16 protein-coding genes are annotated in these 18,897 nt (G+C 59.2%); 11 read left to right on the forward strand and 5 right to left on the reverse strand.

The genetic code is table 11. The features are described from left to right. Positions 1-22 precede the first annotated feature (22 nt). Complete coding sequence (locus KVP70_RS08790) at positions 23-1,255, reverse strand: pyridoxal phosphate-dependent aminotransferase (RefSeq protein WP_217941783.1); 1,233 nt, start codon at positions 1,253-1,255, stop codon at positions 23-25. 196 nt (positions 1,256-1,451) lie between these two features. Between KVP70_RS08790 and KVP70_RS08795 the strand changes: the two genes are divergently transcribed. From KVP70_RS08795 to KVP70_RS08845, 11 genes are all read left to right on the forward strand, one after another. After that, positions 1,452-1,865 (forward strand): Mth938-like domain-containing protein, encoded by a 414-nt coding sequence (locus KVP70_RS08795; RefSeq protein WP_217941784.1) that lies wholly within the window; start codon positions 1,452-1,454, stop codon positions 1,863-1,865. Beyond that, the gene (locus tag KVP70_RS08800; RefSeq protein ID WP_217941785.1) at positions 1,865-3,526 is read left to right on the forward strand and encodes a glycosyltransferase family 39 protein; all 1,662 of its coding nucleotides are present in this window, start codon (positions 1,865-1,867) and stop codon (positions 3,524-3,526) included. Before KVP70_RS08795 ends, KVP70_RS08800 begins: the two co-directional genes overlap by 1 nt. Before the next feature lie 16 nt (positions 3,527-3,542). Then, on the forward strand, positions 3,543-3,914 hold the full coding sequence (locus tag KVP70_RS08805) for an SMR family transporter (protein ID WP_217941786.1): 372 nt from the start codon (positions 3,543-3,545) through the stop codon (positions 3,912-3,914). A gap of 62 nt (positions 3,915-3,976) precedes the next feature. After that, entirely contained in the window at positions 3,977-5,116 is a 1,140-nt protein-coding gene (locus tag KVP70_RS08810) for a DegT/DnrJ/EryC1/StrS family aminotransferase (RefSeq protein WP_217941788.1), read from the forward strand. A gap of 14 nt (positions 5,117-5,130) precedes the next feature. Further along, positions 5,131-6,138 (forward strand): glycosyltransferase, encoded by a 1,008-nt coding sequence (locus tag KVP70_RS08815; RefSeq protein ID WP_217941789.1) that lies wholly within the window; start codon positions 5,131-5,133, stop codon positions 6,136-6,138. Then, complete coding sequence (locus KVP70_RS08820; protein WP_217941790.1) at positions 6,131-7,075, forward strand: formyltransferase; 945 nt, start codon at positions 6,131-6,133, stop codon at positions 7,073-7,075. The genes KVP70_RS08815 and KVP70_RS08820 overlap by 8 nt, the downstream gene beginning before the upstream one ends. A gap of 22 nt (positions 7,076-7,097) precedes the next feature. Continuing rightward, a complete protein-coding gene (locus tag KVP70_RS08825) occupies positions 7,098-8,150 on the forward strand; it encodes a bifunctional UDP-4-keto-pentose/UDP-xylose synthase (protein WP_217941792.1) in 1,053 nt (350 codons plus the stop codon). A 36-nt stretch (positions 8,151-8,186) separates the two neighbouring features. Beyond that, entirely contained in the window at positions 8,187-9,131 is a 945-nt protein-coding gene (locus KVP70_RS08830) for a polysaccharide deacetylase family protein (protein WP_217942158.1), read from the forward strand. Positions 9,132-9,155: 24 nt separating this feature from the next. Beyond that, complete coding sequence (locus KVP70_RS08835) at positions 9,156-9,620, forward strand: peroxiredoxin (RefSeq protein WP_217941793.1); 465 nt, start codon at positions 9,156-9,158, stop codon at positions 9,618-9,620. A gap of 273 nt (positions 9,621-9,893) precedes the next feature. Further along, positions 9,894-11,717, forward strand: a complete 1,824-nt coding sequence (locus KVP70_RS08840; RefSeq protein WP_217941794.1) for a PhoH family protein — start codon at positions 9,894-9,896, stop codon at positions 11,715-11,717. 231 nt (positions 11,718-11,948) lie between these two features. Continuing rightward, complete coding sequence (locus KVP70_RS08845) at positions 11,949-12,233, forward strand: type II toxin-antitoxin system HicB family antitoxin (RefSeq protein WP_217941797.1); 285 nt, start codon at positions 11,949-11,951, stop codon at positions 12,231-12,233. A gap of 51 nt (positions 12,234-12,284) precedes the next feature. Here the strand turns inward: KVP70_RS08845 and KVP70_RS08850 are convergent, their stop codons facing one another. The 4 genes from KVP70_RS08850 to KVP70_RS08865 all read right to left on the reverse strand — a co-directional run bounded on the left by KVP70_RS08850 (position 12,285) and on the right by KVP70_RS08865 (position 18,879). Next, on the reverse strand, positions 12,285-12,680 hold the full coding sequence (locus tag KVP70_RS08850; protein ID WP_217941798.1) for a hypothetical protein: 396 nt from the start codon (positions 12,678-12,680) through the stop codon (positions 12,285-12,287). A gap of 71 nt (positions 12,681-12,751) precedes the next feature. Further along, positions 12,752-13,000, reverse strand: coding sequence for a type II toxin-antitoxin system HicB family antitoxin (locus tag KVP70_RS08855; RefSeq protein WP_217941799.1), 249 nt, complete (start codon positions 12,998-13,000; stop codon positions 12,752-12,754). 8 nt (positions 13,001-13,008) lie between these two features. Beyond that, a complete protein-coding gene (locus KVP70_RS08860) occupies positions 13,009-13,191 on the reverse strand; it encodes a type II toxin-antitoxin system HicA family toxin (RefSeq protein ID WP_217941800.1) in 183 nt (60 codons plus the stop codon). A gap of 72 nt (positions 13,192-13,263) precedes the next feature. Then, on the reverse strand, positions 13,264-18,879 hold the full coding sequence (locus tag KVP70_RS08865) for a DUF3320 domain-containing protein (protein WP_217941802.1): 5,616 nt from the start codon (positions 18,877-18,879) through the stop codon (positions 13,264-13,266). Positions 18,880-18,897 lie beyond the last annotated feature (18 nt).

Below are 18,897 nucleotides of genomic sequence, written 5' to 3' on the forward strand. Positions count from 1 at the left end.
ATAAATCGTTTCTATTGTTTTGTTAGAAGCTGGCGCCGTGACGTTTCCGGCAGCCTTCCATGAACTTGGCGATACGGCCGAAGGCTTCGATCATATCGTCCGAATTCGGCAGGAACACGACCCGGAAGTGATCCGGCGCGATCCAGTTGAAGCCGCTGCCCTGGACGATCAGCACTTTGGTTTCGGCCAGCAGCTCGTAGGCGAATTGCTGGTCGTCCGCGATCGGGTAGATCTTCGGATCGAGGCGTGGGAACATGTACAGCGCAGCTTTCGGCTTGACGCAAGTTACGCCTGGAATATCGGTGAGCAGCTTGTAGGCCAGATCGCGCTGCTTGAGCAGGCGCCCGCCCGGCCCCACCAGGTCCTGGATCGACTGGTAGCCGCCAAGCGCGGTCTGGATCGCAAACTGGCCCGGCGCGTTGGCGCACAGGCGCATCGAGGCCAGCATGTTCAGGCCCTCGATGTAGTCTTTCGCATGGTCTTTCTGGCCCGACACCACCATCCAGCCGGCGCGGTAGCCGCAGGCGCGGTAGTTCTTCGACAGGCCGTTGAAGGTGACGAACAGCACATCGTCGGCCAGCGAGGCGATCGAGACGTGCTCGGCGCCGTCGTACAGCACCTTGTCGTAGATCTCGTCGGCGTAGATGATCAGCTGGTGCTGGCGCGCCAGTTCGATGATCTGCAGCAGCAGCTCGACCGGGTACAGCGCGCCGGTCGGGTTGTTCGGGTTGATGACGACGATGGCGCGCGTGTTGGAGGTGATCTTGCGGCGCATGTCTTCGATGTCCGGGAACCAGTCCTGCATCTCGTCGCACACATAGTGCACCGGCGTGCCGCCCGACAGCGACACCGCCGCCGTCCACAGCGGATAGTCGGGCGCCGGCACCAGCACTTCGTCGCCGGTGTTGAGCAGCGCGTTCATCGACATGACGATCAGCTCGGACGCACCGTTGCCCAGGTAGACATCCTCGATGTTCACATTGGCAATATTCTTGCCCTGGGTGTAGTGCACCACGGCCTTGCGCGGCGCGAACATGCCCTTGGAATCGGTGTAGCCCGCAGCATTGTGCAGGTTGATCTTCATGTCCTGGACGATTTCATCCGGCGGATCGAAACCGAATACGGCGAGGTTGCCGATATTCAACTTCGTGATCTTATGGCCTTCTTCTTCCATTTGCCGGGCTTTTTCCGGCACCGGGCCGCGGATCTCGTAGCAGACTTCCGCTAATTTGTTCGATTTTTGAATCGGTCGCAAAATAAAATCCTGTCTAGGTGAGGCAAACCGCTCAGGACTGCCAAAACGCCCCGGCGGCCCGTGCTGCAATGCGAAAAGATCCATTCTGCCGAAAGCATCCCATTTAATCAACCTGTAAGGGGTGGAAAGCGCAGGATCACCCCGGAAAAACGCTACAATGGCGCTTCCTTTGCCGACTAAACCCACGATTTCTGTCATGAAGCTCCACGCCAGCGATACTCAAAAATACCAGACTGTGACCGGTTACGATGAAACCGGCGTCGAAATCAACGCCCAGCGCTACCACTACAGCCTGATCGTGCTGCCGGAAATTCCGCCGCGCGCGTGGGACGCCCCCACCTTCGAATCTATTACCGCAGAGCATTTCGACACCATCGGCGCCGACAGCCCGGACGTGGTGATCCTCGGCACCGGCGTCAAACAGCGCTTCATCCACCCGCGCCTGACGGCCGCGCTGACCATGCGCCGCATCGGCGTCGAATGCATGGACAGCCAGGCCGCCTGCCGCACCTACAACATCCTGATGGGCGAAGGCCGCAAGGTCACGCTGGCCCTCATTATTGACAGCTCGATTGACAACTCGATCGACCACGAGGGCAACCCCGCCTGATGAACGACCTGTACAACTCCAAGAAAATCGTCTGGTCGCTGCTGGCCGCGTTCGTCATTGTCTGGCTGTACGTGCTGGGCGTGCGCACGCTGGTGCCGCCCGACGAGGGCCGCTACGCCGAAATGGCGCGCGAGATGTTCGCCACCGGCGACTGGGTCACCACCCGCCTGAACGGCATCAAGTATTTTGAAAAGCCGCCGCTGCAAACCTGGATGAACGCGGCCTCGTTCGCCGTGTTCGGCCTGGGCGAGTGGCAGGCGCGCCTGTGGACCGGCCTGTGCGGCCTGGGCGGCGTGCTGCTGACCGGCTACGCCGGCAACCGCGTGTTCGGCGCCCGCGCCGGCTTCTACGCCGCGCTGGCGCTCGGCTCCAGCCTGTTCTGGGTCGCTTCCGGCCAGATCGATTCGCTCGACATGAGCCTGTCGGGCATGATGACCGTGGTGCTGTGCGCGGTCATGGTCGCCCAGCGCGACGGCGCCGGCGCGGCCGAGCGCCGCAACTGGATGTTGGTCTGCTGGGCCGGCATGGCGCTGGCGGTGCTGGCCAAGGGCCTGATCGGCCTGGTGCTGCCGGGCGCGGTGCTGGTGTTGTACTCGGCGCTGTCGGGCGATCTCGCCATCTGGAAGCGCCTGCACCTGGGCAAGGGCCTGCTGCTGTTCTTCGCCGTCGCCACGCCGTGGTTCGTGCTGGTGGCGCTGCGCAACCCCGAGCAGCCCTACTTCTTCTTCGTGCACGAGCACTGGGAACGCTTCTTCCTCAAGACCCACCACCGCGAAGGCGCGTGGTACTACTTCTTCGTGATGCTGGTGCCCGGCATCGTGCCGTGGCTGGGCTTGCTGCCGCAGGCGCTGTGGGGCGCGGTGCGGCGCGAACGCAACGGCGTATTCCAGCCCAAGCTGCTGCTCTTGATCTGGACCGTGTTCATTTTCTTCTTCTTCAGCTATTCCAGCTCCAAGCTGCCCGGCTACATCCTGCCGATCTTCCCGGCGCTGGCCCTGCTGATCGCGGTCGACCTGGAGAACGCCTCGCGCCGCAGCCTCATGATCGCCGCCGGCCTGCTGGTGCTGATCGGCGTGGCCGGCGTGGCCGCCGTGCCGCAGATGGTCACCATGGCGGTGCGCCATCCCGAGGAAACCGCGCTGCTGGAAGCCTACCAGCCATGGGTGCTGATGGCCGGCATCGTGGCCGCCGCTGGCGGCGCGCTGGCGCTGCTGCATGCGCGCCACCTGCGGCGCGACCTGACCGTGCTGACCATGGCCATCGCCGGCTTTGTCGCCACCCAGCTGATCCTGACCGGCTTCGAGCCGTATGGCAAAATGCGCGCCGGCAAAGCGGTGGCGCTGAAGATGCTGCCGGAGCTCAAGCCCGACACCAAGATCTATTCGGTCAGCACCTACGAACAGTCGATGACCTTCTACCTGCAACGCACCGTGGTGCTGGTCGACTATTGGGATGAGTTCACCTTCGGCCTGCGCCAGCAGCCGGAGCTGTCGATCCCGACGGTCGATGCCTTCGTGGTGCAGTGGAATGAACACATCAAGCAAGGCGTCAAAGTATTGGCCATCCTCAGCCCGGAGAAGTATGAAGAGCTGAAGGGCGACGGCCTGGCCATGCGCGTGGTGGCTGAGGATACGCGCCGCGTCGTCGTGGCCAACCTGTAACTTATTAAAACAACACATGAATATCGCAACTTTCGGTTTTATCGTCTTTGGCGTGCTGTTGAACGCCATCGCCCAGCTGCTGCTCAAGGCCGGCGCCAAGAACGTCGGCGAGATCCACCTGACCCTGAACAACCTGTTCTCGGTCGGCCTCAAGGTGGCGATGCAGCTGCCCATCATCGGCGGCCTGACCTGCTACGTGCTGTCGGTGGTGCTGTGGATCATCGCGCTGTCGCGGGTGGACGTGTCGATCGCCTACCCGATGCTGTCGCTGGGCTATGTGGTCACCGCGGTCGGCGCCTGGTATCTGTTCGGCGAAGCGCTGACGGTGCAGCGCATGGTCGCCATCGGCATCATCCTGGTGGGCGTCGCCTTGCTGGCGCGGACCTGACGAACAATTTAGAATGCGGCCATCAGCCGTATCCATAACGAGAGCATTACGAGAGCGACCCCATGACCTCTGCCTTACCTTTCTTGCCTTTTTCGAAACCTACGATCGATGAGGCCACCATCGCCGCCGTCAGCGACGTGCTGCGTTCCGGCTGGATCACCAGCGGCCCCAAAGTGGCCGCCTTCGAAGCCCAGATGTCCGAATACTTTGGCGGCCGCCCCGTGCGCACCTTCAATTCCGGCACCTGCACGATGGAGATCGCGCTGCGCATCGCCGGCATCGGCGCCGGCGACGAAGTCATCACCACCTCGATCTCGTGGGTCGCCACCGCCAACGTCATCATCGAAGTGGGCGCCACGCCGGTGTTCGCCGACATCGACCCGGTCACCCGTAACATCGACCTCGACAAGGTCGAAGCCGCGATCACCCCGCGCACCAAGGCCATCATCCCGGTCTACCTGTCCGGCCTGCCCGTCGACATGGACCGTTTGTACGCCATCGCCAAGAAGCACAATCTGCGCGTGATCGAAGACGCGGCCCAGGCGTTCGGCTCGGAGTGGAACGGCAAGCGCATCGGCTCGTTCGGCGACTTCGTCTCGTTCAGCTTCCAGGCCAACAAGAACATCACCACCGGCGAAGGCGGCGCGCTGGTGCTCAACAACCTGGAAGAAGCCAGGCTGGCCGAGAAATACCGCCTGCAGGGCGTGACCCGCAGCGGCGTCGACGGCATCGATGTCGATGTCCTCGGCGGCAAGTACAACATGAGCGACATCATGGCCGCCATCGGCCTGGGCCAGTTCGCCAATATCGACAACATCACCGCGCACCGCCGCAACCTGGCGCGCCACTACTACCAGGCTTTCGGGCCCGAGTTCGAAGCGCAGTCCGGCGCCCAGCTGCCGCTGCAGGCGTTTGAGACCAGCAATTACCACCTGTTCCAGATCGTGCTGCCCGATCACGGCCCGAGCACCCGCGCCGACTTCATGCGCGCGATGCAGGAACGGTTCAACATCGGCACCGGCTACCACTACGCGCCAATCCACCTGTTCACCCTGTACCGCGAGCGCGGCTTCAAGGAGGGCATGTTCCCGGTGTCGGAAAAGATCGGCCGCCTGACCGTGACCCTGCCGATGTTCTATGCCATGACCACGGCCGATGTCGACCGAGCCGTCGCCGCCGTGAAAACGATTTTGATCAAATGAGTGTGTCGTCGCCTATGAATCCAGACTTTAAGCCAGAAATTACCGTCGTCATACCCATCTACAACGAGCAGGCCGGCCTGCAGTCCCTGTTCGATCGCCTGTATCCGGCGCTCGACAAGCTCGGCACGACCTACGAGATCGTGTTCGTCAACGATGGCAGCCGCGACAACTCGGTCTCCTTCCTGGCCGAGCAGTTCCGCCTGCGTCCCGACGTCACCCGCGTGGTGCTGTTCAACGGTAACTATGGCCAGCACATGGCGATCCTGGCGGGCTTCGAAGCCTCGCGCGGCGACATCATGATCACGCTCGACGCCGACCTGCAGAACCCGCCCGAGGAAATCGGCAACCTGGTGGCCAAGATCCGCGAAGGCTACGACTACGTCGGCTCGATCCGCCGCAAGCGCCAGGATTCGGCGTGGCGCACCTACGCCTCCAAGGCCATGAACCAGGTGCGCGAGAAGATCACCAACATCAAGATCACCGACCAGGGCAATATGCTGCGCGCCTACGGCCGCAATGTGATCGACCTGGTCAACCAGTGCGGCGAGGTCAACACCTTCGTGCCGGCGCTGGCCTACCGTTTCGCCCGCAAGCCGACCGAGATCATCGTCGAGCACGAGGAACGCGCGGCCGGCGAATCGAAGTACTCCTTGTACAGCCTGATCCGCCTGAATTTCGACCTGGTCACCGGCTTCTCGCTGGTGCCGCTGCAATTCTTCTCGATGTTCGGCATCCTGCTGTCGCTGGCCTCGGGCCTGCTGGTGTTCGTGCTGCTGGTGCGCCGCCTGTTCCTGGGCGCGGAAGCGGAAGGCCTGTTCACGCTGTTCGCGATCGCCTTCTTCTTCATGGGCACCATCCTGTTCGGCATCGGCCTGCTGGGCGAATACGTCGGCCGCATCTTCCAGCAAGTGCGCGCGCGCCCGCGCTACGTGGTACAAACGATACTGGAACAAAAACCCGGCCAGTCGCTCGACCTGCCGGCCGGTGTGGAAAAACGTACCGTAGGCCGAGGCCATGACTGATTTCAACAAACCGCAACGCGCCGTCGTCTTCGGCTACCACAACGTCGGCGTGCGCTGCCTGAAGGTGCTGCTGGCCGGCGGCGTCGATGTCGCGCTGGTGGTCACGCACGAGGACAGCGCCAACGAAAACATCTGGTTCGAATCGGTGATTTCGCTGTGCCAGGCCGAGGGCATCCCCTACATCACGCCGGCCGACGCCGGGTCGCCCGAGCTGCTGGAGCAGGTCAAGGCGATCAAGCCCGACCTGATGTTCAGCTTCTACTACCGCAACATGCTGCCGGCCGAGCTGCTGGCGGTGGCGCCCGCGTTCAATATGCACGGCTCGCTGCTGCCGGAGTTCCGCGGCCGCGCGCCGGTCAACTGGGCGGTGCTGCACGGCGCCACCGTCACCGGCGCCACCCTGCACGAGATGACCGTCAAGCCGGACGCCGGCGCCATCGTGGCGCAGATGGAAGTGCCGGTGCTGCCGGACGACACCGCCTTCGAAGTGTTCGGCAAGGTCACCGTGGCGGCCGAGCAGGCGCTGTGGCGCGTGCTGCCGTCGCTGCTGGACGGCACGGCGCCGCGCCTGAAGAACGACCTGAGCAAGGGCGGCTATTTCGGCGGCCGCAAGCCCGAGGACGGCCGCATCAACTGGCTGCTGCCGGCGCAGGATGTGTACAACCTGCACCGCGCCGTGGCCCCGCCCTACCCCGGCGCGTTCACCGATATCGGCGGTGTACGATACGTGCTGCAACGGGCCCGATTGTCTGGCAATTTCGGCAATGTTGTATCGCTAAGTTTGCCACCTGGCTTGACAGTAGTGGATAATTGCATCTTTGGCGTGTGCGGCGATGGCCGCATGCTGACGATTTCCGCCTTGACGGCCGACGGGGAACCCGTAACGGCTGAGCAGTTGCAATCCCGCCTGGCGGCGCTGTCCGCTGGCGGACAATGAACATTACCTGGGTAACTATCACATGAAAAAAGTCCTCATCCTCGGCGTCAACGGCTTCATCGGCCATCACCTGTCGAAGCGCATCCTGGAAACGACCGACTGGCATGTCTATGGCATGGACATGAGCACCGATCGCATCACCGACGTGCTGGAGAACGAGGCCTACAAGTCGCGCATGCACTTCTTCGAAGGCGACATCACCATCAACAAGGAATGGGTCGAGTACCACGTCAAGAAATGCGACGTGATCCTGCCGCTGGTCGCCATCGCGACGCCATCGACCTATGTGAAAGCGCCGCTGCGCGTGTTCGAACTGGACTTCGAGGCCAACCTGCCCATCGTGCGCTCGGCCGCCAAGTACGGCAAGCACCTGGTGTTCCCGTCGACCTCGGAAGTGTATGGCATGTGCCACGACGCCGAGTTCGATCCCGAGAATTCGGAACTGGTCTGCGGCCCGATCAACAAGCCGCGCTGGATCTACTCCAACGCCAAGCAGCTGATGGACCGCGTGATCTGGGGCTACGGCATGGAAGGCCTGAACTTCACGCTGTTCCGTCCGTTCAACTGGATCGGCGCCGGCCTCGATTCTATCCACACGCCGAAAGAAGGCTCGTCGCGCGTGGTGACGCAGTTCTTCGGCCACATCGTGCGCGGCGAGAACATCTCGCTGGTCGACGGCGGCGCGCAGAAACGCGCGTTCACCGACATCGACGACGGCATCGACGCGCTGATGAAAATCATCGAGAACAAGGATGGCGCGGCCAGCGGCAAGATCTACAACATCGGCAACCCGGTCAACAACTACTCGATCCGCGAACTGGCCACCATGATGCTGGCGCTGGCGCCGCAGTACCCGGAGTACGCCGAAGGCGCCGCCAAGGTCAAGATCGTCGAGACCACGTCGGGCGCCTACTACGGCACCGGCTACCAGGACGTGCAGAACCGCGTGCCGAAGATCACCAACACCTGCGAAGAGCTGAACTGGCAACCGGCCACCACCATGGCTGACGCGCTGAAGAAAATCTTCGACGCCTACCGCGGCCAGGTGGCCGAAGCACAAAAACTGATGGACTAAGATTTGACCGAGACTTTGCAACCGCAAGCGCCGCTGATGGTGTTGAAGATAGACGTCGACACCTACCGCGGCACCCGTGAAGGCACTATGCACCTGGTGACCGTGCTGAAGGCGCACAAGGCCCAGGCCACCTTCCTGTTTTCGCTGGGACCGGATCACACCGGCTGGGCGCTGCGCCGCGCGCTGCGTCCGGGCTTCTTCAGCAAAGTCTCGCGCACTTCCGTGGTCGAGCACTACGGCATCAAGACGCTGATGTACGGCACCCTGCTGCCGGGGCCGGACATCGGCAGGGAATGCGCCGAACAGATGCGCTCCGTGCGCGACGCCGGCTTCGAATGCGGCATCCACACCTGGGACCACGTGCTATGGCAGGACAACGTCGCCAAGCGCGACGGCGCCTGGTCCACCAACATGATGCGCAAGGCCGCAGCCCGCTTCACGCAGGTGTTCGGCAGCGCGCCGCGCACCCACGGCGCGGCCGGCTGGCAGATGAACAACGCCGCCTTCGCCGAACACGACACCGCCGGCTACGCCTACGCCTCCGACGGCCGCTGCGTGCTCAACGAGAACGGCACCCTGGCCCATCCGGCCGACGGTCCGCACCGCCTGTCCGACGGCGACAAGGTGCTGTCCCACATCCAACTGCCGACCACGCTGCCGACGCTGGATGAACTGCTGGGCCGCGAGATCGACGGCGTCGTCATCGGCACCGGCAACATCGCCGACTTCCTGCTTAAGCTGACCGCCGGCGCCACCCGCGACCACGTATATACTTTGCATTCCGAGCTTGAAGGGCAAAAACTCGCCCCCATATTCGAGCAGTTGTTGGCCGGTTGGAAGGCGCAAGGTTACCAACTGGCGTCGATGGCCGATTACCATCAGAAGATCCAGCATCAGACCATGCCGGTTTGCCCGATCACCTGGGGCGAGCTGCCGGGTCGTTCCGGACAGCTGATCGTACAGGGCGCCGCCCGTTCTTAATGCCTACCGTTCAGGAGACTGCCTGTGGCTGATAGCCCTACCGTTGTAACCGATTTCTCCGCCGCCATGACCAGCGGCCAGACCTTCCAGCTGTCGGGCCGTCCGGCGCGCCATACCGTGCTGTTCTTCTACCCCAAGGACAACACCCCGGGCTGCACCACCGAAAACATGGCTTTCCGCGACCTGCACGAGCAATTCCAGGGCGCCGGCGCCGAAATCTACGGCATCAGCCGCGATAGCCTGCGCTCGCACGAAAGCTTCAAGACCAAGCTGGGCCTGCCCTTCGAACTGATTTCCGACCCCGATGAAGCGCTCTGCCTGCAGTTTGGCGTCATGAAGATGAAGCAAATGTACGGCAAGACGGTGCGTGGCATCGAACGCAGTACGTTTGTGATTGACGCTACTGGTCAATTGGTGAAAGAATGGAGAGGCGTGAAGGTAGCGGGTCACGTCGATGAAGTGCTGGAATTTGTAGCGCGTCAGGCTTAAGTACAGGATGCGTGTTGCAGCTTCCAGAGTTGCTCAACCGAACCAAGCCTATCCAGTCATTTTGAGTCATCACTGTCATACACACCACCACCCTACATGGTGGCCAGCCGGCCACCACGCGGTACTTTCTCCGGGCATGATGAGCGCCCGTCGGCAGTCTTTAAACCCTGTTTTTACCCAGCATCCACCCCATACGGTCCCAATGTTTCCCATACCAGGAAGCATGCTGCGCCATGGGCGGATTCCTCCAGATATTTTTCAAATGAGATCCTGATGCCACTGCCAAAATTACCTAGTAAGCCAGCGACTTTACTTCTGGCGAAAGATTATCCAAAAGCGACAGGGCCGCGTCCAGTTCCCGCTATAGCAGCGGTGGCTGAAGTCGCGCCCGCGCCGAAGAAAGCGGCGCCTGTCAAAGCAGTGCCTGTAGCAAAAGCCAAAGTCGAAGCACCGAAAACCAGCACCAAGTCCAAAGCCGTGGCCGCCGTACTGAAGGCCGCGCCTGCCGTACTGAAGAACGCCGCCGCCGGCATCGCGCCTGCCGCGGCCAAGCCGGCCGCCAAGGCCAAGCCCGTGCCTGCCGCGCGCGGCAAGGTCACGCCGATCACCGCCGAGGCGCCGCACCCGGCCAAGCACAAGCCGCATGAAGTGGCGATCAAGTCGTCGACCAGCCGTCACGCCGACCAGACCGGCACCACCAAGCTGTTCGTGCTCGACACCAACGTGCTGATGCACGATCCATCGTCGCTGTTCCGCTTTGAAGAGCACGACGTCTACCTGCCGATGATGACGCTGGAAGAGCTGGACAACCACAAGAAGGGCATGACCGAGGTGGCGCGCAACGCCCGCCAGGTGTCGCGCACTTTGGATGCGCTGGTCTCCAACACCGACGACGACGCCATCGAGAACGGCATCCCGCTGTCCAAGCTGGGCAACAAGGACGCCAAGGGCCGCCTGTACTTCCAGACGCGCCTGCAAACGGCCGACCTGCCGGTCGGGCTGCCGGTCGGCAAAGCCGACAACCAGATCCTGTCCGTGGTCCGCTCGCTGGAAGCGGAACAGGAAGGCCGCCCTGTGGTGCTGGTGTCGAAGGACATCAACATGCGCATCAAGGCGCGCGCGCTGGGCCTGCCGGCCGAGGACTACTTCAACGACCACGTGATGGAGGACACCGACCTGCTGTACTCGGGCATCGTCCAGCTGCCGGACGATTTCTGGACCAAGCACGGCAAGGACCTCGAATCCTGGCAGGAAAACAAGAACGGCCAGAGCGCGACGTTCTATCGCGTCACCGGTCCGTTCGTGCCGTCGCTGCTGGTCAACCAGTTCATCTTCCTGGAACCCAAGAATGGCGAAACGCCGTTCTACGGCCAGGTCAAGCAGATCAACGGCAAGACCGCCGTGCTGCAGACCCTGCGCGACTTCAGCCACAACAAGAACAATGTGTGGGGTGTCACCGCCCGCAACCGCGAGCAGAACTTCGCCTTGAACTTGCTGATGAATCCGGAATGCGACTTCGTCACCCTGTTGGGCCAGGCCGGTACCGGCAAGACCCTGCTGGCCCTGGCCGCAGGCCTGGCGCAAGTGCTGGAAACCAAGCTCTACAACGAGATCATCGTCACCCGCGTGACGGTGCCGGTCGGTGAAGACATCGGTTTCCTGCCGGGCACCGAGGAAGAGAAGATGTCGCCATGGATGGGCGCGTTCGACGACAACCTGGAAGTGCTCAACAAATCCGATTCGGACGGTGGCGAATGGGGCCGTGCGGCGACGCAGGACTTGATCCGCTCGCGCATCAAGATCAAGTCGCTCAACTTCATGCGCGGCCGCACCTTCGTCAACAAGTTCCTGATCATCGACGAAGCGCAGAACTTGACGCCCAAGCAGGTCAAGACCCTGGTCACGCGTGCCGGTCCGGGCACCAAGATTCTTTGCCTGGGCAATATCGCGCAGATCGACACGCCTTACCTGACCGAAGGCTCGAGCGGCCTGACGTATGTGGTGGATCGCTTCAAGGGCTGGTCGCACAGCGGCCACGTGACCCTGGCGCGCGGCGAACGCTCACGCCTGGCCGACCACGCCAGCGACGTTTTGTAAATGTAGTAGAATAAATCCGTACCTGTTAGCCCCGCCCGCAGCAATGCCGGCGGGGCTTCTTTTTTCCTTCAGGCAATGTGGTGGTGGATTTTGATGTCAATCTATAATGCATTGCACAATAAAGGCGGCGTCAGCCACGAAAGTGCTTGAAACCGGCAGCAACCTGTATGACACTAGACACTGCAAGTCATTGATTTCGCCAGACTTTCGGACCACACCCGAGGTAAGACCATGGACATCCCTATCCTGATCCGAAAAAAAGGCAACACCAAGTACGGTGTCACCGTGCCGGACATCCCCGGCTGCGTCACCACCGGCGACACGGTGGACAAGGCCATGAGCAACGCCACCAAGGCCATCTACGGCCATGTCGGCCAGCTGGTCGAGCAAGGCAAGGCGTTTGAAATCAAACCCTCCGAAGTGGAATACCTTTCCCGCGAGCCGGACTATGCCGGCGGCATCTGGGCGCTGGTCAGCCTGGACCTGGCCAAGCTGAACGATCCGCCCGAGGATTGAGCCGCGCCCCCACCAATATCGCTCCTTTGGACATGCGGTCAGAATTACTGATCAAATGGACGTTCTCGCCGCTGGCCTGCTCCCGTTCAGCTTGCACGTTGGCGCCAGCAGCTTGTCGATCCCCGCTGGCTTGGCGCGCACGCGCAGGGAGGCTTCGTTGCACCGTCCGCCTTCCAGGGTGGAATTGAGTAGCATGCAGCTGTTTTCCCGATCCGCCTGGCAGGCAGCCGTCAACCTGTCGAGCAAAGGCTTGATCTGGCTTTCGCCGGTATCGATGGTCACCGCATGCAGGTAGGCCAGGAACTTGTCGCGTCCCTGCGCAGCGCTTACCACCAGTGGCGCCGAACCATCCATCGCTTGCGGGCGACTGCACTCAGCAAGCGTCATCACAACAAGCATATACAGCAACCTGACCATAGCGAAATCGCCCTTAAAAATATTAAACATTCAGCAATGCCAACATTTCCAGGCGATGGCTGACCATCGCCCATTTGACAGCCAGTGTGCTTGATATGCGATTAAGGAAGGTTAAGCTCGACCTGTAACCAGAACCCGCCTTGATAACGTTCATTGTCGCGCCAATTTTCGATGGCAGTGGGGGGCGGTGGTGATATATCTGCCCGCTCGTACATTGCGATGAAAGCTTCCTGGGCCATCGCGGGAAGATCATCAAGGTCGTCTGCCGCCGTGTAGACCTCGGGAAGGTCGGGAAAAGCGGCGCCATAGGCGCTGCCCTCATCCTTCCAGACATAGATCGGATAAAGCATAGGGGCCTTCATTTCAAGTTCGCCTGTTTCAAGATAGCCTTGGTAACACCAATAGACAAATCCTTTTTAGGATGCGGAACAATCACCGTCCTGCCCGAGGCAGGATGAAAAAACTTATGATGGCTGCCACGCGTGGAGACGTGACACCAGCCATGAGAGACGAGGAGCTTGATAAGGTCTGCGCTGTTCATCTGACGACTCTAGCGGTAATATCCCTCCTCCGTTCTGCGTCAAAACAAGCCACTCGGTCCGATAAACGATGATCAACTCGTCGTGTCGTCTAGAACTAAATTATCCCCTCTACGCACCAGAGCAGCGCTCCCGACCATCCCCTCGATTCTCATCTGGATCAGCTCGCGCAATTGGCTGCTGGTCGCTTTAAATCCAAGCGATCGGGAAACTGACAAAACGATCTCTTCCGAACTTGCCCCAAAGTTTCTTGCGACCACATTACGAATCGCTATATCGATCTCTTTAGGCGGCAACATCTCTGGCTTACGCAAAGCATCGGAAATCACGCCGCTCCGATCGCGCACAATAATCGGCGCTCTGCTCATCGATATAAACCGGTCTTCAATCACAATTCTTTCGTCCTGGAGGGCAAGCTCAAGCCCCCGCTCCACCGCAGCTTGAATACGCCCGCCCGCCCGCTTCAGTCCCCAGGTCGAACGCAGTCGGAGGACGATTTCATCCGCGTGCACTGGACTCTCTACTGCAACGACAGATTTAATGAGCTCAGCAAGTACCCCGGTCGGCGTTTCATGAAGTTCATAGCCGCCTGCCGGTCGCACAGGACTCGCTTCGATATAGGCAATCCGCTCTTTCTCCGTTTCATCGACGGAAGTCAAACCAATTTCAATCGCATCTCCCCGATCAATGCTAACGATAGTCACCGGCACGGCATGACCTTTCTTTGAAGCGAGTTCCATGCGTGCATCCAGCTCCGCCCGCGCTGCGTCAATGGCCGTCAGTACCCGCTGAAGCTCATCCTTAGGCCGGTTAAACCAGTCGGTACTCCATATTCGGTGAATTATCCATCCATGATCCTCCAATACTGATTGCCGCAATCTGTCGCGATCTCGAGCAGATCGGGAACTGTGATAAGTCGCACCATCGCATTCGATCCCCAAAATATATCGGCCAGGCCGATCGGCATCCGCTACTGCCAAATCAATGAAGAAGCCGGCAATGCCAACTTGCGCGTGAACTTGACAGCCGCGTTCTTGCAGGGCCTTTGCCACCTGGATTTCAAACGGACTTTCATAGCACCTATCGGTAGCTTGAGGCATGGCGAGTCGGCCCGTGCGGGCGTAATGCAGGAACAATTTGAACGCGAAGACGCCCTTACCCTTCCCCCGCTCCAAGTCTATGTCTTCGTCGGTAATGGACGAATAGACTTCGCAACGCCTCTTAGCCCGACTGATAAGCACATTCAGTCGCCGCTCACCGCCGTCCGCGCTCAACGGCCCGAATCGCATTGCCAGGTATCCCTGCGCATTGCGCGCGTACCCAACCGAAATAAAAATCACATCCCTTTCATCGCCCTGCACGTTTTCCAGATTTTTGACAAAGAAAGGCTCGTTGGGATGAAGATTAAAGAATGTCTCGCTTTCCAGATTTTGCCGTCGCAGCAACTCTAGCTGATCTTGAATCGCCTTCCGCTGTTTTACAGAAAACGTGGCGACGCCCAACGATAGCTGCGGATTTAAACGGGCATGCTGGATGATCGCATTCGCAACAGCCTTCGCCTCTATCTCGTTGGTGCCACTGTTACCCGAATCGAAAACGCCATCGGCAATGTGGTTGAACTGTAGTCCCATACCCGCTTCTTTTGTGTACGGGCTGGGAACGATGAAGAGTCTATTCTCGTAGAACTGGCTATTCGAGACGGCGATCAATGATTGATGCCTGCTACGGTAGTGCCAACGCAGCATCCGTTGAGGCAGGCCACGTGCAGAAAACAGACCGAGTATGCTTTCAATGTCCGATACCTGAGCTTCATCGATTTCTTCGTCGTCCTGCGAACCACCCGTCATTTTGGAAAAGAACCTGGTCGGAGGAAGCTGCCTTTCATCGCCAACTACCACGACTTGGCGACAACGTGCGATAGCGCCAAGTGCATCAACCGGCTGGATCTGACTTGCCTCATCCATCACGAGCAAATCAAAATGAAGCTGACCGGGCGGCAGAAATTGCGCAACAGACAACGGGCTCATCATTAGTACCGGTTTGAGTGCCTGTATCGCAGGTGCGGCCTTCAGCATTAACTGCCGTATCGGCATATGGCCTCGACGTCGCGCCATCTCTCCTCGCAATATCCCCAACGGCCCGGCAGCGCCACCGCCCTGAGGAATTCTTCGGTAGTGTGCCTGCACCACCTCCATGCTGGAGGCCGCGATGCGCTCACGATCTAATGCAGAAAAGTTACTCACCAGCCGCGAGTGGATTTGACCATCAAAGCGCGCAAGCGCCGGCTCGGCAGCAACCTGATCCCGGAACAACGCTTCGTAATATGCCATATCGAAGGTCTTGCGCGTGGCGTTCGCATCGAGTGTGCCGTTTTCCAGTCCTGCAACGATTTCCCCCAGCCCTGCCGCAACGGCTTGATCGGCCCTATCCCGATAGGCGACCCATTTAGATAGCTGCTCCGACGATTCCATCCATGCAGTCAGTCGCCCACTCAGCTTGGTCACAGACACATCCGCCGTGAGCTTGGTACCGAACAGTTCCCAAGCATCGCTGCGCAAGCTGCCAAACAGATGCCCAAAATCGTCAGCAAGCATCAAAAAGTCCCCCTCTATCTTCATCGCATCCAATAGTGGCAAGCCGCGCGCCTCGTGCCGCGCAACGACGTGAAGAATGTCGGCATTCGCGTCTATCCATTGGGAGGCGCCATGCAGCGCACCCCAATCCGATTCGGTAGCAGCCCATGCGCCGCCAAAGGCGGTCAAGCCAAGTGACTGGTCGTCATCTAATATTTTTTTTGCGGCTAGTGCGGCAATCAGCGTATCTAAAACCGAGATGGCTTCCGGTGCGGCTGCGGGCATCAGCACAAATATTTCCGAGCTCATGCGAAACATCGAGACCAAGTGTTCGACATGCACAAGCAGCGTCTCCAACGAAACGTCTTCCACTGAAATAGCACCGGGGAACAAACGACTTCTCTCTGCTCCGATTGAGTTCCAGATATCTTGCAGCAAACCGCTGGCATCGCGGAGCAGACGTTGGACATGTTCAGCACGCACACCAATGGCAGCCCTGTCGGGCAGCCTCTGAGCGATCAGTCTTGGCTCGGCTCCTAAACCTCTCAGGCTACGCATCCACTCAACCAGGGCGGTCAATGGCGCAAGCGCCGAACGCTCGCCCCGCCAGTCGGCGCCAAAGGCCGCGCGCCCTATGTCTTCATTGTTTTTTATGGCAGCGCGCGCCTTCTGTCCCTTCGCCAACGCATCCAACAGGGAAAGTTGTCTCGCTAGCGGAGTTTCGGGAATTTTCAATATGGACTTTACTCGGGCGCGCGCCTTCCGCCAGTCGCCGCTAAGAAACCTGAATATGCTGCTACCTTGTGCAGCCAGGATCTGCCGAGCATCAGAAAGGTCCATATCCAATGCGGCATCAACAATATCGCTTTCAATCTCAGCACTGACAGCGTGCCAAACTGAAATAGCCTCGACCAAATCTGCCGCCTGTTCGACGCCCTGTTCCCATATGGTCGCCGCAAAGACATCTGGACTAACATTCGGCGCGGCGGCAACGCGCTCGGCGGTTAATACCCTGTTGGCGATGAAGGTGATCGTGCCATTGCCTTCGCTACTCCCAAGGCCGCGCGTCAGTCGGCCCGCCTCATCGACAAGTGACGACAAAATGGCCAGCAATTTATCGGCAACAAAAAACACGGAAAGGTCAAAGTTGGCTGGGAGTTGGCCAAAGTCCCGGCGTAATGCATCAACATCCGCAGCCCACGATGATGGTTTTAATTTGCCACGCAAGCCAGATTCGAGGCTAGCCCAATGTGAGCCGGCCTCGGTCAATCGATTAATCTGCGCGCGCTCAGCGGTCCAACACGGCGCCGTCAAGGCCGCGGCGCTCAAACAGGGCGCATCGGCAACGCGACGCGCGCGTTCGATCACCGTGCTCATCCCCACCAAATTATCTTGTACATCCAGCGCTAAAGACTGAGAGAGTGACGAGCGCGCATCACATGCGGCATCAAGGCAAATTTTTAACTCAGCAATTCGACGCACGAGACGTTCTACATCGGTAGGGAGAATTACAGTCAATCCGACTCCAGACCAAGGATGGGCCGAAGGGGTACCAATTTCGAAGATCCTTTGCGCCAACTCAGCGATCAGACTCTCCCGGAACTTACGTTCATCGGGGCTCCAGTTCTCGGGAGAAGTCAGCCGCAGCTCAACCGGTTGGAAATCTTCCTGACGCAATCGCGTCAGCTCGCCAATAACCTGATATGGCGTCAACTGTGCATTTTCATGCAGACTGTGCAGCCTCGCAGCATGGGAATTAAGCGTGTTTCTGGCTTCCGAAAGCCGTGAATTCAGCGTGGATTCGAAATCTCCTCTTGGTGCGCCAAGATTGGAAGTACGCCTTAGTTCCTCGAGCAAGATTCGCTTGTTTGCCTTATTGCTGTGTAGCTCAAGACAGGCGTCGCCAACGCCCGCAGAATCAAGTCGCCGCTTTACCACATCCAACGCGGCCATTTTTTCCGCTACGAACAGGACAGTTTTTCCATCAGCGACAGCCGAGGCGATAACATTCGCGATCGTTTGCGATTTACCAGTACCCGGCGGTCCCTGGATAACAAGGTTCTGCCCAGCCCTGACGTCGTGGACCGCAAGTGCCTGCGAACTATCACAATCAACTATGTGCAATAGATCTGCAGGAGCAATATGCGCGTCGATACTCTCATCCTCAGAAAGCAAAGGCGCGTGGGAACCGAAACCATCGCTTAACAAGCCTTTGATCAGAGGCTGCGACGTGATACCAGCTTGCGCTGGCCACGCTGAGGGATCCAGGTCGCGATACATCAGAAACTTTGCGAACGAGAAAAATCCGAGAACAATATCGTCGGGATTGACACACCAATCAGACTTGGATTTGATAGCATCGCCGATTGCGCTTATGTAGGCAGCAGTGTCAATTTCATCGCTCGCCTCAAACGTGGGTAGTTTCAAACTATGAATACGATCCAGATAAGCTTCCAGCGACAGGTTAGAAGCGGGATCCTCCTGGCGCCATCTCAACTTAAATTGCTCTGCCGCGTTGCCACGTTCGAGGCTGACAGGGATTAAGATCAAAGGGGCATACCGTATATTTTTCACGTTGGTTGGATCTACCCATTTCAAGGTCCCCAACGCCAGAAATAAAATATTAACGCCTTGTTCCTCTTCAAGAGTACGAGCGTCGGAACAGAGTTCGAGCAATCTTTTCTGAAGCCCCTTAGACGTCAGCTTAGTCTGAAGTTTTGTGTCCACATGACGATTAAAAACACCACGCTCATTGACACTCTCGTCCGGCTGAGCCAGATCACCAATCTCATCCGGATCTTCTTCCGAATCAGCGACGGCTCCAGAAGCGGCCCTGCCGGGCAGGAATGTAAAGGCACGGTTTTCGGTGACCAGCAAACGAAAAATTTCGGAAGTTTTTTCGTCGACTACCTCGATGGTTCGTCCAGATTTCGCCGATCGCGGAATATTCAACAGGCGATTTCGCGCAGATAAATCAAGCAATTCTGTGCGCGCCCTTTCCAGCTTTTCCGCTATAGACAAACTTGCATGCAAGAAGCTGGATTCGTGACTGCTTTCACCATCGGATACCATTTTTCGGCCCTCATTCATTTGGCGCAACATTTTCTCGATAAACAATTATTGATATTAGAACAC

Origin of the sequence: Duganella violaceipulchra (genome assembly GCF_019166075.1) — a bacterium.
In the GTDB taxonomy this organism is placed as follows: domain Bacteria; phylum Pseudomonadota; class Gammaproteobacteria; order Burkholderiales; family Burkholderiaceae_D; genus Rugamonas; species Rugamonas violaceipulchra.

Bases quoted from the DNA above. Each gene is read 5' to 3' on its own strand.
- KVP70_RS08840 (WP_217941794.1), top strand. From the start codon at position 9,894: ATGCCACTGCCAAAATTACCTAGTAAGCCAGCGACTTTACTTCTGGCG.
- KVP70_RS08830 (WP_217942158.1), top strand. From the start codon at position 8,187: ATGGTGTTGAAGATAGACGTCGACACCTACCGCGGCACCCGTGAAGGC.
- KVP70_RS08820 (WP_217941790.1), top strand. From the start codon at position 6,131: ATGACTGATTTCAACAAACCGCAACGCGCCGTCGTCTTCGGCTACCAC.
- KVP70_RS08855 (WP_217941799.1), bottom strand. From the start codon at position 13,000: ATGCTTTATCCGATCTATGTCTGGAAGGATGAGGGCAGCGCCTATGGC.
- KVP70_RS08825 (WP_217941792.1), top strand. From the start codon at position 7,098: ATGAAAAAAGTCCTCATCCTCGGCGTCAACGGCTTCATCGGCCATCAC.
- KVP70_RS08800 (WP_217941785.1), top strand. From the start codon at position 1,865: ATGAACGACCTGTACAACTCCAAGAAAATCGTCTGGTCGCTGCTGGCC.
- KVP70_RS08795 (WP_217941784.1), top strand. From the start codon at position 1,452: ATGAAGCTCCACGCCAGCGATACTCAAAAATACCAGACTGTGACCGGT.
- KVP70_RS08845 (WP_217941797.1), top strand. From the start codon at position 11,949: ATGGACATCCCTATCCTGATCCGAAAAAAAGGCAACACCAAGTACGGT.
- KVP70_RS08860 (WP_217941800.1), bottom strand. From the start codon at position 13,191: ATGAACAGCGCAGACCTTATCAAGCTCCTCGTCTCTCATGGCTGGTGT.
- KVP70_RS08810 (WP_217941788.1), top strand. From the start codon at position 3,977: ATGACCTCTGCCTTACCTTTCTTGCCTTTTTCGAAACCTACGATCGAT.
- KVP70_RS08850 (WP_217941798.1), bottom strand. From the start codon at position 12,680: ATGTTTAATATTTTTAAGGGCGATTTCGCTATGGTCAGGTTGCTGTAT.
- KVP70_RS08815 (WP_217941789.1), top strand. From the start codon at position 5,131: ATGAATCCAGACTTTAAGCCAGAAATTACCGTCGTCATACCCATCTAC.
- KVP70_RS08805 (WP_217941786.1), top strand. From the start codon at position 3,543: ATGAATATCGCAACTTTCGGTTTTATCGTCTTTGGCGTGCTGTTGAAC.